Genomic DNA, 13,543 nt, shown 5'->3' on the forward strand with positions numbered 1-13,543 from the left:
GGGGATAACCCCCTGATAACAGGGCGAAAGCCCGGACGAGGCGGTGGGGCATGTCGAGCAGGGCAGCCCCCGAGGTGGCGGTACTGATGGGTGGGCCTTCCGCGGAGCGGGAGGTGTCGCTTGTCTCCGGGCGTGAATGCGCCGGCGCACTGAGGGTGGCGGGTTACGATGTGGTCGAGGTGGACGCGGGGCCGGATCTGGCCGCGCGTCTTGAGGTCATTCGTCCTGCTGTCGTGTTCAACGCCCTGCATGGCCGCTGGGGGGAAGACGGCTGTGTTCAGGGCCTGCTCGAATGGCTGCGAATTCCCTATACCCATTCCGGCGTGCTGGCGTCTGCACTGGCGATGGACAAGATCCGGGCCAAGGCCGCTTTCGCCGTCGCTGGCCTGCCTGTGGTGGAAAGCTGCCTCGCCACGGCGGAGGAAGTGCGCGAGCGTCACATGATGGCCGCACCCTATGTGGTCAAACCCCACAACGAAGGATCGTCCGTCGGTATCCATATCGTTGCAGCCGCCAACAACGGGCCGCCTGCCCTGGCCGGTGTCTCCGGCACGATGATGCTGGAAGCCTATGTGCCCGGGCGCGATCTGACGGTCGCGGTGATGGGCGACGAGCCGTTGGCCGTGACCGATATCATCACCGAGGGATGGTATGATTACGACGCGAAGTACCGCCCCGGCGGATCGCGTCACGTCGTGCCTGCCGATATTCCTGCCGAAGTGGCGGATGCCTGTCTCGACTATGCGCTCCGTGCCCATCGAGTGCTGGGATGCCGTGGGATCAGCCGTTCCGATTTCCGCTGGGACGACTCCAGCGGGGTCGAGGGGCTGGTTATTCTGGAGACGAACACCCAGCCCGGCATGACGCCCACCTCGCTTGCGCCCGAACAGGCGGCGGCACGGGGCATCTCCTTCCCGGAGCTGTGCCGGTGGATCGTGGAGGATGCCTCGTGCGATCGGTGATGCGCCGCGACCCGGCCCCATCCCGTATCGCCTACCGCCTTCAGCGGATCTGGCTGACCCCGCTTTACCGCCGCCTGATACGCACGGGCGTGCCCGTGCTTCTCGTCGCCGCGGTGGCTGGTATCTGGTTCTCCAGTGCGGATCGCCGCGCTCAAGTGGCGGGGGTTGTTCAGGACATTCGCGCCCGAATCGAGAGCCGCCCGGAATTGCAGCTCGTCCGCCTCACGGTGAGCGGCGCTTCGCCGGAGACTGCGGAGGCGATCCGTTCCGGGCTGGCTATCCAGTTTCCCGTGTCGTCGCTGGCGCTGGATCTGACCGGGCTTCGCGCCAAGGCCGAAGAGCTGGATGCCGTGCGCCGTGCCGATGTCCGGGTGCGCCCGGAGGGAACCCTGGAAGTCGCGGTAACGGAACGCTTGCCGATCGTCGTCTGGCGGAACGCCGATGACCTCGTGCTGCTGGATGAGGCAGGCCATCGCGTGGCAGGCCTGGAGAACCGCATCGACCGGCCGGACCTGCCGCTGATTGCCGGTCCGGGTGTTCAGGATGTAGTGCCGGAAGCGCTGAGGCTGCTTGCCGCGGCTGAGCCGCTGCGCACGCGCATCCGCGGACTCGTCCGGATCGGGGAGCGGCGCTGGAACCTCGTGCTCGACCGCGGGCAGGAAATCATGCTGCCCGAGCAGGATGCCGTTGCCGCGCTGGAACGGGTCATCGCGCTTGATCAGGCGGAGGACCTGCTGGACCGCGATGTGACGGTTGTGGACATGCGCATTGGGCGCCGCCCCACCCTCCGCCTTTCCGAAGAAGCAATCGCAGCGCTGCAGGGGGCAAGCCTTACTGCACGCAATACACGCCAGACCAAGGGAGCCCTGCATTGACCGACCTCTATCAATCGCAACGTGCGATGCGGAACATGCGCAGGGCGGCCATGCAGCGGGGGGTCGTGGCGATTCTCGACATCGGCACCTCCAAGATCGCCTGCGTGGTGCTGCGGTTCGACGGGCCGGACAGCTTCCGTGAGCAGGATGGCGTGGGGTCGATGGCTGGCCAGTCCTCCTTCCGCATCATCGGTGCCGCCACCACCCGCTCTCGCGGGGTGCGCTACGGTGAGGTGGCCGCGATGCAGGAGACGGAGCGCGCGATCCGCACCGCTGTCACCGCCGCCCAGAAGATGGCCAATGTGCGTGTGGACCATGTGATTGCCTGCTTTGCAGGAGGGGAGCCTCGCTCCTACGGGTTGGCGGGCGAGGTGGAGGTTTCCGACAGCCTGGTCACGGAGGAAGACGTGGCCCAGGTGCTGTCCGCCTGCGAGGTGCCACCCATCGGCCATGGTCGCGAGGTGCTGCACGCCCAGCCGGTGAACTTTGCGCTCGATCACCGTTCCGGCCTTGCCGATCCGCGCGGGCAGATGGGGCGGCGGCTGGCCTGCGACATGCACCTTCTGACAGTGGAGGGCGCGGCCGTGCAGAACCTGCTCCACTGTATCAAACGCTGCGATCTGGAACTCGCGGGGATCGCCTCTTCCGCCTATGTCTCCGGTATGTCGGCGCTGGTGGAAGATGAGCAGGAGTTGGGTGCAGCCTGTATCGACATGGGCGGCGGCGCCACGGGGCTGTCGATCTTCCTTAAGCGCCACATGATCTACGCCGACAGCGTGAGGATGGGGGGGGAGAACGTCACCTCCGACATCGCACAGGGTCTGCGCATCCCGCATGCCACGGCGGAGCGAATCAAGACCTTCCACGGCGGCGTCGTGGCAACGGGGGTCGATGACCGCGAGATGATCGAGATCGGTGGCGATTCCGGCGACTGGGAGAAGGATCGCCGGACCGTCAGCCGCTCCGAAGTGATCGGCATCATCCGCCCGCGGATGGAAGAGATACTGGAAGAAGTGCGCGCGCGTCTCGATGCCGCGGGTTTCGAGCATCTTCCCTCCCGGCAGATCGTGCTTACCGGCGGATGCAGCCAGATGCCGGGGATCGACGGGCTGGCCGCGCGGATCCTTGGCCAGCAGGTGCGTCTTGGCCGTCCGCTCCGTGTGCAGGGCCTGCCGCAGGCGGCAACGGGCGCGGCCTTCGCTTCGTCCGTGGGATTGTGCCTTTTTGCGACTCACCCGCAGGACGAATGGTGGGATTTCGATATTCCGATGGGTCGCTACCCGGCGCGTTCCCTCCGCCGCGCGGTCAAATGGTTCCGCGAGAACTGGTAACCGCTACATCATGCGTCGTAGGCGAAATCCCGCTTGCCGCCCCCGCGCGGCAGGCCAGATTTTGTAGGAAAACCGCGTTTTTTTCGTGACCTTCGCTGCCACACACTGTAGCCTTTAGGTAACGTGCGGGAAAAAATCGGCCATGAGCCGGCACAGGCAGGCGGGACCAGAACCATGACATTGAACCTGACGGTCAACGACCAAGAAGAGCTGAAGCCGCGTATCACGGTGTTCGGCGTCGGCGGGGCAGGCGGTAACGCCGTCAACAACATGATCGAGAAGCAGCTTGAGGGTGTGGAGTTCGTCGTCGCGAACACCGACGCCCAGGCGCTTCAGCAGTCGAAATCCACCGCACGCATCCAGATGGGCGTGAAGGTGACGGAAGGTCTGGGCGCCGGTGCGCGTCCGCCCGTCGGCGCCGCCGCGGCAGAGGAGACGATCGAGGAGATCGTTGACCATCTTGCCGGCGCACACATGTGCTTCATCACCGCAGGCATGGGTGGTGGCACCGGAACGGGCGCCGCCCCGATCATCGCGCAGGCCGCGCGTGAGCTGGGTGTTCTGACGGTCGGTGTCGTGACCAAGCCCTTCCAGTTCGAGGGCAATAAGCGCATGCGTCAGGCCGAGGAGGGGATCGAGAACCTCCAGAAGGTCGTCGACACGCTGATCATCATTCCGAACCAGAACCTGTTCCGCCTGGCCAATGAGCGCACGACCTTCACCGAAGCGTTCCAGATGGCCGACGACGTGCTCTATCAGGGTGTGAAGGGCGTGACTGACCTCATGGTCCGCCCGGGGCTCATCAATCTCGATTTCGCCGACGTTCGCGCGGTGATGGACGAAATGGGCAAAGCCATGATGGGCACCGGTGAGGCGGAGGGCGAGGATCGCGCCATCCACGCCGCCGAGAAAGCCATCGCCAACCCGCTGCTGGACGAGATCAGCCTGAACGGTGCGAAGGGTGTGCTCATCAACATCACCGGCGGTTACGATCTGACGCTGTTCGAACTGGACGAAGCGGCGAACATCATCCGCGACAAGGTCGATCAGAACGCAAACATCATTGTCGGATCCACGCTGGATACGACGATGGAGGGCCGGATCCGTGTCTCGGTCGTGGCAACCGGTATCGACGCCGCCCCGGCGGCCGCGGAACTGCCCGTGCCGCGTCGCAGCCTTGCCGCGCCGCTCGCGCCTCAGCAGGCACAAGCTGAGCCTGTCCAACACACACCGCAATTCGTCCCGCAGCAGCCAGCCGCGCGGGAGCGCCCCCAGCCGCAGCAGCTGCATGCGTCTCAACAACCGGTTCCGCAGCCTGCTGCCCGGGCGCCGCGTCCGGCTCCGCAGCCGTCGCGCCAGCCGCAGGAGCCGAGTTTCGACGCATATGCTGCCCGGCAAGAACCGCAGCAGCGTTATGAGGAGGCGGACGACCTGCCGCCGCCCGCTTATCAACCGCAGCCTGCCTACCAGCCGCAGGCCGCGCGGAACTATCCGGTCAATGATGACCCGGCGGCCTTCGTCGCGCCCCGCGGCGCACGTCCTGCGGGCACCCCCTCGGAGGAGACGCTTGCGCGTCTTCATGCGGCAGTAAGCAAGTCACCCGCTCCGCAGGCCGCCGCCCGTCCGGTGGCGCAGCGCCCGCAGCAGGCTCAACCTGCCCCGGCTGCAGAACGCCCGCGGATGGGGATAAGCTCCTTCATCAACCGGATGACCGGACATGGTGAGGCAGCCGCTCCGGCCGAGCGCCCCGCGCCGCAACAACCCCGCCAGCAGCCGCAGGTTTCGGGTTATGAGGAAGAGCCGAACATGTCGCCCGAGCAGGAGCGGATCGAGATTCCGGCCTTCCTGCGGCGTCAGGCGAACTGAATAAACCAAGAAACTTCGTGAACAAAACTTGAGAGGGCCGAAACAATTCGGCTCTCTTTTTATTTGTGTTTTCAAGTATTTAAATAATATGCGCCGCTTGCTCGGCGGGTTTGCGCGATGTGTAACGCCGTCTGTTACACGAGGTAGCAAAGAGTGAATTGAGGTCCGGATATCAAGCCCTTACCTCCATGCTTGTCGGATCGACCGCAAACAGGCGTTTGTGATCCCGGCGTGTAGAAGGATGAACGAAGTGCAAACGACGATCAAATCTCAGGTGACATTCACGGGCGTGGGTCTCCACTCCGGTCGTCCTGTGCGCATGACGATCCATCCCGCCTCCGCCGAATACGGGATCTGGTTCCGCCGGACCGATGTTGAAGGTGACAACCTGATCCCGGCCCGCTGGGATGCGGTGGTGCCGTCGAAGCTTTGCACCCTGATCGCCAACCGCTCTGGCGCGTCCGTCTCCACCATCGAACACGTGATGGCGGCTCTCGCAGGGTGCGGCGTGACCAATGCGCTGGTGGAGATCGATGGGCCGGAAGTGCCGATTCTGGATGGCTCGGCGCAGCCGTTCGTGAAGGGCATCCTGTCCCGCGGCCTGCGCGAGCTTGCGGTCCCGGTGCGTGCGCTGCGTATCCTGAAACCCGTCGAAGTGCACAACGGCGCGGCGTGGGCGCGGCTGGATCCGGCCGACATGCTGGAGATCGACTTCACGATCGATTTCGCCGAGCCGGCAATCGGCCGTCAGGAAAAGGCGCTCAACATGTCTAACGGTGCTTTCGTGCGGGAACTTTGCGACAGCCGCACCTTCTGCCGTCAGGACGATGTGGAGCGGATGCAGGCCAATGGTCTGGCGCTTGGTGGGACGTATGAGAATGCCGTCGTCTTTGATGACGACAAGGTCCTGTCGCCCGGCGGCCTGCGCCACAAGGATGAGGCCGTCCGCCACAAGATGCTGGACGCGCTTGGCGATCTGTCTCTCGCGGGGGCACCGATTCTTGGCAAATACACGTCGCAACGCGGTGGCCATGCCCTCACCAACAAGCTGCTTCGGGCGCTGTTCGCTGATCCCTTCGCCTATCGGATGGTTGATGTGGCCGAAGGCGTCACAGGCGGAAAACTGCCGGGTGTGGGTGTGCGGCGCACCGACGTGCCCGTTCTCATCTGAACCTGAAGATCACGCTTTTGACCCTCGGCACGCCGGGGGTCGATTGCCATTTTGCGCCCCGGATTTTTCTATGTTAGGACCAACGGGAAACAGGCGGCGAAACGGGATGCAACGACCCGACAAGGGGGCGGCAAACCGGCAAGCGCATCGCCCGTGGGGCAGTGAATGAGGTTCAGGATCATGGCAGGCTGCAAGCGGGGAGCGATTCTCGTCGGGTCGATGATGCTGGCGACGATTCTCGCGGGCTGTTCGGGGAATGGCGGTTCGGGAACGGATGTGCCGCTGGACAATTTCACCGCGGAGCAGATTTACCAGCGCGGTGAGTATGAGCTTGAGACAAACCGCAAGCCGAAGGATGCGGCGCATTACTTCTCGGAGATCGAGCGGCTCTATCCCTATACGGAATGGGCCAAGCGCGCGCTGGTGATGGAGGCCTATTCCTACCATCAGGCGCGTGATTACGAGAATGCGCGCGGTGCGGCCCAGCGGTTCGTCGATCTCTATCCCGGCGATCAGGACGCAGCCTATGCGCAGTATCTTCTCGCGCTCAGCTATTACGATCAGATCGGGGCCGTTGGCCGCGATCAGGGGCTGACCTTCCAGGCGCTACAATCTCTTCGCGACGTGATCGAGAAATATCCCGACAGCGAATATGCGAAATCGGCGATGATGAAGTTTGACCTCGCCTTCGACCATCTGGCGGCGAAGGAAATGGAGATCGGTCGCTTCTACCTGAGCCGGGGACATTATACCGCCGCGATCAACCGGTTCCGGGCGGTGGTGGAGGATTACCAGACCACGACCTATACGCCCGAAGCGCTGCACCGTCTGGTGGAGGCCTATCTCGCGCTCGGCTTCGAGAATGAGGCGGTAACGGCGGCCGCAATTCTGGGGCACAACTTCCAGTCCAGCCCGTTCTATCAGGACAGCTACGCACTCCTGCGCGGCCGCGGGCTGGAGCCTGAAATGCGGGGCGATAGCTGGCTGTCGCGAATCTATCGGCAGACGATCCGCGGGGAGTGGCTCTGACGGGCCGCGCGGGCTGGGGGGAACCATGCTCCGCGGACTCGATATTCGCGACATTCTCATCATCGACCGGCTGGAGCTGACGTTCCATCCTGGCCTCAATGTGCTGACGGGCGAAACTGGCGCAGGCAAATCCATTCTGCTCGACGCGCTGGGATTCGTGCTGGGCTGGCGCGGGCGGGCGGAACTCGTGCGGCAGGGCGCCGCGCAGGGCGAGGTGACCGCGGTCTTTGACCTGCCCCCCGGGCATCCTGCGCGGGCGGTTATGACGGAGGCCGGGTTTTCCGACGACAGCGAACTGATCCTCCGCCGCGTGAACATGCCGGACGGTCGTAAGACCGCGTGGATCAACGACCGCCGTGCCGGGGCCGAGCTGCTTCGCGCATTGTCGGAGACATTGGTTGAGCTGCATGGCCAGCATGATGACAGGGGTCTGCTCAATGCCCGTGGGCATCGTCGGCTGCTGGACGATTTCGGAGGTCTCACGCCGGAGGTGGAGGCAGTCCGTATCGCTTGGCGGCGGCTCGCTGCCGCGCGCCAGGCGGAGGCTGCCGCGACCATCGCACTTGCGGCGGGCAAGGCGGAGGAGGAGTTCCTACGCCACGCCGACGCTGAGCTGGAGCACCTCTCCCCGGAAGTGGGGGAGGAGGCGGATCTGGACGCCCGCCGCCGCATGATGCAGGGGGCTGAACGCATCCGTGCCGATGTAGCCCGCGCGGGCGACGCGCTCGGCCTTCAGGGGGCGGAGGGCGCGATGACGGATGCGCTCCGCTGGCTGGAAGGGGCGGCAGACAAGGTAGAGGGGGTTCTCGAGGAGACTGTCGCCGCCTTGGGACGCGCGCTTACCGAACTGGCGGAGGCGCAGTCCGGAGTGGAACGCTGTCTGGAGGTGCTGGATTTCGATCCCGGCGCGCTGGAAGCGTTGGAGGAGCGGCTCTTCGCTATCCGTGCGCTGTCGCGCAAACATGCAGTTCTGGCCGACGACCTGCCCGCGCTGGCGGCGGCGATCCGGGCGCGGCTGGCTGCCGTGGATCAGGGGGATCAGGCGCTTCTCCGAGCGGCCGCGGAGGTGGAGGCGGCGAGTCTGGCCTATGACGCTGCCGCCCGGACGCTCACTGCCCGACGGCGGGAGGCCGCGACACGGCTCGATCTGTCCATGGCGGAGGAGCTGCGCCCACTCCGCATGGAGCGCGCGGTCTTCACGACCGTGGTGGAGGAGGGCGATCCCGGTCCGGAGGGACGGGACGCCGTGACCTTCACCGTGGCGACGAACCCAGGCGCACCGGCGGGTCCGCTCGACCGGATCGCGTCGGGGGGCGAACTCTCGCGTTTCCTCCTCGCGCTGAAAGTGTCGCTGACCCGGCAGGCAGGCGGGCAGACGCTGATCTTCGACGAGATCGACAGGGGCGTGGGAGGCGCCACCGCCGATGCCATCGGGCGCCGTCTCCACCGTCTGGCGGAGGAGGGGGCGCAGGTGCTGGTTGTCACCCATTCCCCGCAGGTCGCGGCCTATGGCGCGCAGCACTGGCGGGTGGAAAAGCGGGTGGAAGGCGGCGTGACGCTGTCTTCGGTCACGCCGCTCGGCGCGGAGGCGCGGGTGGACGAGATCGCCCGCATGCTCGCGGGCGATGTGGTGACCGATGCGGCGCGCGATGCGGCGCGGGCGCTGCTCTCCCCCTGACGATCAGAGGGGGGCTGTCGCCCTCCGCAGCCAATCCAGCGTCTCCGGGCTGACCCGCTCCCCGATGCGCTCCAATACTTCCGCATGATAGGCGTCGATCCAGAAGCGTTCCTCGGGGGAGAGCATGTCGCGCAGGATCAACCGTCGGTCGATCGGCACCCAGGTGAGGGTGCGGAAGGAGAGCATCGCACGGTCGTCTCCGTCGGGGATAGGGGGGGCTTCCACAACCGCCAGCAGATTTTCCGTGCGAATGCCGAAGGCGCCTTCGCGGTAGTAACCCGGCTCGTTGGACAGGATCATGCCCGGCTCCAGTGGCACTTCCGAGATGCGGGAGATGCGCTGCGGCCCCTCATGTACGCAGAGGAATGCACCAACCCCGTGCCCCGTGCCGTGGTCGTAATCCTGCCCGGCGAGCCAGAGCGGCATCCGCGCCAGCGTATCCAGATCCCGCCCCGCCAATCCGCGCGGCCACCGGGCGCGGGAGATGGCCACCATGCCTTGCAGTACGCGGGTGAAGGCAAGCTTCTCCGGCTCCCCCACCTGTCCGACTGCGACGGTGCGGGTGATGTCGGTCGTGCCGTCCACATATTGTCCGCCAGAATCGACCAGCAGAAGCTCTCCGGTTTTCACCGGACGGTCCGTGCCTTCCGTTACACGGTAATGCACGATGGCCCCGTTAGGCCCCGCGCCGCAGATGGTGTCAAAACTTATGTCGCGGAGCGCGTTGGTCGCGCGGCGGAAGCCTTCCAGCGCGGAGACAACGGCAATCTCCGTCAGCGTCCCCTTCGGTGCCTCCGCGTCCAGCCACGCGAGGAACGCGCACATTGCCGCCCCGTCGCGCAGATGCGCCTCCGCCGTTCCGGCGATCTCTGCGGGGTTTTTGCGGGCTTTCGGCAAGATGCAGGGATCCGGGGCCCAGACGATCTCCACACCTGCAGCTGCGAGCCGGTCCGACACCGCCTTGGGAGCGGAGGCCCGATCGACGCGGACAGGGCCCTCCAGGCTGTCCAGAGCGGCGGCAAAGGCGTCCGGCGGTTCAACACTGATCTCCGGCCCCAAGTGCTTGCGCAGGTCGGCGTCGAGCTTCCGGTCATCGACAAAGAGCCGGAGCTGTCCGTCATCACGAAGGATGGCAAGGGCATGGACGACCGGGTTGCGCGGAATATCGTGGCCGCGGATGTTCAGAAGCCATGAAATGCTGTCAGCGAGCGTGAGGATCGCGGCCTTCTGCCCGGCCTCCTTCAGCGCCGCGGCGAGGCGGGCGCGCTTCTCCGCGCTGGTTTCGCCCGCCAGTGCCTCCGGCTGCACGTCTATCCGGCCAAGCGGCGGGGCGGGTTGATCGGACCAGATGGCGTCAACGAGGTTGTCCGTCGGCTCCAGTGTTACCTCGGATCCTGCCAGCGCGGTGGTGATCCGGTCGATCTCGTCGCGGCTGTGCAGCCAAGGATCGTACGCCACCCGTCCCCGTGACAGGTTGGTGCGTATCCAATCACCGGGTTTCGTCTCCGGCCACGGGACGGGAGTGAAGCTGTCGAGGGCGACTTGCGCTTTTACCTGCACTCGGTAGCGTCCGTCGATGAATACCCCAGCGATCTCGGGAAGGATGATCGCGAAGCCGGCGGAACCGGTGAACCCGGTCAGCCATGCCAGCCGCGCGTCATGATCGGCGACATACTCGCCCTGATGAACGTCAGCGCGCGGCACGATGAAACCGTCGATTCCGCGCGTCGCCAGGAGCTTGCGCAGGGCGGCGATCCGGGGCGGGCCCTGCTCGGGCGACGTAGGCGCATCAAAACTCTGGAACATGGGACTCCCCCGGGCCTAACCGCGCCTCCAACCGACGCGCCCCTGTCTAGCGCGGTGCCGGCGGGGCGGACAAGGCGAGAGCCGGGTCAATGATGTAACAGGCGCCGGCGCGGACGCCAGCGCCGACTGTGAATGGCTACATGTGTGGGTCTGCCATCAGGCCCGACGGACGAATCGCCCTCCGCCGCCGGGAAGTTTCGCCCGTGCCCGCGCCCGGGGGTCGGCGTCGAACAGCGCGGCCAGTTGCTCCGTCATCGCACCTGCAAGCTGCTCCACATCGGTGATCGTGACGGCACGATTGTAGTAGCGTGTCACGTCGTGACCGATGCCGATGGCCAGAAGCTCCACCGCTTTCCTGCGCTCCACCATCGCAATTACGTCGCGCAGGTGTTTTTCAAGATAATTCGCGGGATTCACGGAGAGCGTGGAATCATCCACGGGTGCGCCGTCGGAGATCACCATGAGGATCTTACGCATCTCTGGCCGTCCGGCCAGTCGCCGATGCGCCCATTCGAGCGCCTCACCGTCGATATTCTCCTTCAGCAGCCCTTCCTTCATCATCAGGCCGAGATTCTCGCGCGTACGCCTCCATGGCGAATCGGCGGATTTGTAGATGATGTGGCGGAGGTCGTTCAGACGTCCCGGCTGCGGCGGGCGGCCCGCTGCCAACCACGCCTCCCGACTCTGCCCACCCTTCCATGCGCGGGTGGTGAAGCCCAGAATCTCCACTTTCACCTGCGTGCGTTCCAGCGTCCGGGCGAGGATATCGGCGCAGATGGCGGCAATGGAAATGGGCCGCCCGCGCATGGAGCCGGAATTGTCCAGCAGCAGCGTCACGACCGTATCGCGGAATTCGGTGTCCTTCTCCTGCTTGAAGGAGAGGGGCATCGTGGGGTTCGCCACGACGCGCGCCAGCCGCCCGGCATCGAGCGTTCCTTCCTCCAGATCAAACAGCCAGGAGCGGTTCTGCTGGGCCTGCAGGCGGCGCTGCAACTTGTTGGCCAATCGGGAAACGGCTCCCTTCAGCGGTTCGAGTTGCTGGTCGAGGTAGGCGCGTAGCCGTTCCAGTTCAGCCGGATCAGCCAGTTCCTCCGCCTTGATCTCCTCGTCATAGGCGGTGGTGAAAACCTTGTAGCCGGGATCGGCTTCCGAATGCGGAGCAGGGGGCGGCGGTTCGGTCGGCGGTTCGCCGTCCGGCATCTCCGCTTCCTCAGTCATCTCGCCATCGGCGTCGTGTTCGGTGGAGACCTGCGCCTCGGCGGCATCCTGCTGCTGCTCCTGAGACTGCTCGGGGCTGGCTTCGTTCTCCTCGCCCTCCTCCTGATTGTCGCCCTCGCTTTCAGGCGTGTCCTGATCGTCTTCCGTCTCCGCGCTGTCTTCCTCATCCTCGTTCTCGAGGTCGGGATCGTCACCGAGCTGGTCGCCGTAGCCGAGATCCGAGATCACCCGCCGCGCCAGACGCGCGAAGGCCGCCTGATCCGCCAGCACGTCCTGCAGGTCGGAGAACTGCCCACCCGCCTGATTCTCGATGAAACCCCTCCACAGGCCCATCACATTGGCCGCGGCGGGCGGCAGCGGTCGCCCGGTCGCGAGATGGCGGACGAGATAGCCCGCAGCCTGCGCCAGCGGCGCATCTGCTGCATCGCGGATTTGGCCATAGCCCTTCCGCTCTGCCTCATGGCCGATCTTGGCGTCGATGTTCTTGGCTGTGCCGGGCATTTCCCGCGCCCCTATGGCCTCCGTCCGCGCAGTTTCCATGGCATCGTAGAGATCGCGGGCCATATCCCCTTGCGGAAGGTAGCGGGCATGGGTTCCGGTATTGTGATAACGATGGCGGAGCGCGAATGCATCGGCGGTGCCCCGGGCGAGAAGCACCTCATCCTTCGTCACGCGTCGGGAAATCTGCGGCAGCCTGACCCCTTCCTTCGTCTGGCCGGGAGGGTCGACCGAATAGGTCACGGCAAGATCGCGGTCCGCCGCCATGGTGCGGGTCGCTTCGGCCAAGGCCTTCTTGAACGGATCGGCGGGGTTGTCGTTGCGCTTGCTCATGTCAAAGATAAAGCACTGCGTCTGCCCCGCGGCAAGGCCCGGTGGGCACGTGACGGCGGTTTCCGTGCCGCGCCTCGGTTACGTACAGGTGCCGTCTTGCGCTCTCTGAGCCGCGAGGCGACAGTTCGTCGGTCACTAAAGGAAATTCTGTCAACTTTGGAGAGTGTGACATGACCAAGCCGAAGATCGCCGTCATCATCGGATCGACGCGCCCCACCCGCTTCGCGGACAAGCCTGCCGCGTGGTTCATGGAAATCGCCGGTCAACGCGACGATCTCGAGGTCGAACTCGTGGATCTGCGGGACTATGACCTGCCGTTCTTCCATGAGGTCGCCAGCAACGCCTGGGTTCCGTCGCAGGATCCGAAAGCGGTAGCGTGGCAGAAGAAGATCGCCGAATTCGACGGCTACATCTTCGTCGTGGCTGAATACAACCACTCGGTGACCGGATCGCTGAAGAACGCGCTGGATCAGGCCTATGTGGAGTGGATCCACAAGCCGATGGGCGCGGTCGGCTACGGCGGTGTGGGGGCCGCGCGGGCCATCGAACATCTGCGTGGCATCGGGGTAGAGCTGCAGATGGTGCCGGTGCGCAATGCGGTGCATATCGGGGGCGGCGATTTCTTTGCTGTGTCGCCGCTTGGCCAGAACGGCGAAATGTCCACCATTTCCGCCCATCTCGAGCCCTCCGCCAAGGGTCTGCTGGATGATATGGCCTGGTGGGCAAAAGCGACGATGGCGGCGCGGTCTGCAGATTCCGAGGTTATCCGGCCAGGC

Annotated in this window: 10 protein-coding genes; 8 read left to right on the forward strand and 2 right to left on the reverse strand. The window is 65.3% G+C overall.

Features of this window, described 5'->3' with window-relative positions:
- Window positions 1-50: 50 nt before the first annotated feature.
- From CG51_RS10655 to recN, 7 genes are all read left to right on the forward strand, one after another.
- Window positions 51-962 carry a D-alanine--D-alanine ligase gene (locus CG51_RS10655; protein WP_088233518.1) on the forward strand — a complete coding sequence of 304 codons (912 nt, stop codon included), beginning with the start codon at window positions 51-53 and terminating at the stop codon, window positions 960-962.
- Window positions 950-1,837, forward strand: coding sequence for a cell division protein FtsQ/DivIB (locus CG51_RS10660; RefSeq protein ID WP_233141258.1), 888 nt, complete (start codon window positions 950-952; stop codon window positions 1,835-1,837). Before CG51_RS10655 ends, CG51_RS10660 begins: the two co-directional genes overlap by 13 nt.
- Complete coding sequence (gene ftsA, locus CG51_RS10665; RefSeq protein WP_035744761.1) at window positions 1,834-3,168, forward strand: cell division protein FtsA; 1,335 nt, start codon at window positions 1,834-1,836, stop codon at window positions 3,166-3,168. Before CG51_RS10660 ends, ftsA begins: the two co-directional genes overlap by 4 nt.
- A gap of 174 nt (window positions 3,169-3,342) precedes the next feature.
- Complete coding sequence (gene ftsZ, locus CG51_RS10670) at window positions 3,343-5,034, forward strand: cell division protein FtsZ (protein ID WP_035744763.1); 1,692 nt, start codon at window positions 3,343-3,345, stop codon at window positions 5,032-5,034.
- A 250-nt stretch (window positions 5,035-5,284) separates the two neighbouring features.
- Window positions 5,285-6,205 (forward strand): UDP-3-O-acyl-N-acetylglucosamine deacetylase, encoded by a 921-nt coding sequence (gene lpxC, locus CG51_RS10675; RefSeq protein ID WP_035744810.1) that lies wholly within the window; start codon window positions 5,285-5,287, stop codon window positions 6,203-6,205.
- Window positions 6,206-6,385: 180 nt separating this feature from the next.
- Complete coding sequence (locus tag CG51_RS10680) at window positions 6,386-7,234, forward strand: outer membrane protein assembly factor BamD (protein WP_035744765.1); 849 nt, start codon at window positions 6,386-6,388, stop codon at window positions 7,232-7,234.
- A gap of 25 nt (window positions 7,235-7,259) precedes the next feature.
- Entirely contained in the window at window positions 7,260-8,912 is a 1,653-nt protein-coding gene (recN, locus tag CG51_RS10685; protein ID WP_035744767.1) for a DNA repair protein RecN, read from the forward strand.
- A 3-nt stretch (window positions 8,913-8,915) separates the two neighbouring features.
- On the opposite strand, the gene CG51_RS10690 is transcribed toward recN, so the two are convergent.
- Window positions 8,916-10,718: an aminopeptidase P family protein gene (locus tag CG51_RS10690; RefSeq protein WP_035744770.1), complete on the reverse strand. Its 1,803-nt coding sequence runs from the start codon at window positions 10,716-10,718 to the stop codon at window positions 8,916-8,918.
- Between the two features lie 156 nt (window positions 10,719-10,874).
- Window positions 10,875-12,767 (reverse strand): cobaltochelatase subunit CobT, encoded by a 1,893-nt coding sequence (gene cobT / locus CG51_RS10695; protein WP_051930414.1) that lies wholly within the window; start codon window positions 12,765-12,767, stop codon window positions 10,875-10,877.
- Window positions 12,768-12,937: 170 nt separating this feature from the next.
- On the opposite strand from cobT, the gene CG51_RS10700 reads away from it, so the two are divergent.
- On the forward strand, window positions 12,938-13,543 hold a 606-nt coding region (locus CG51_RS10700), incomplete at its 3' end, for an NADPH-dependent FMN reductase (protein WP_051930416.1).

Source organism: Haematobacter missouriensis, from assembly GCF_000740775.1.
Lineage (GTDB): Bacteria > Pseudomonadota > Alphaproteobacteria > Rhodobacterales > Rhodobacteraceae > Haematobacter > Haematobacter missouriensis.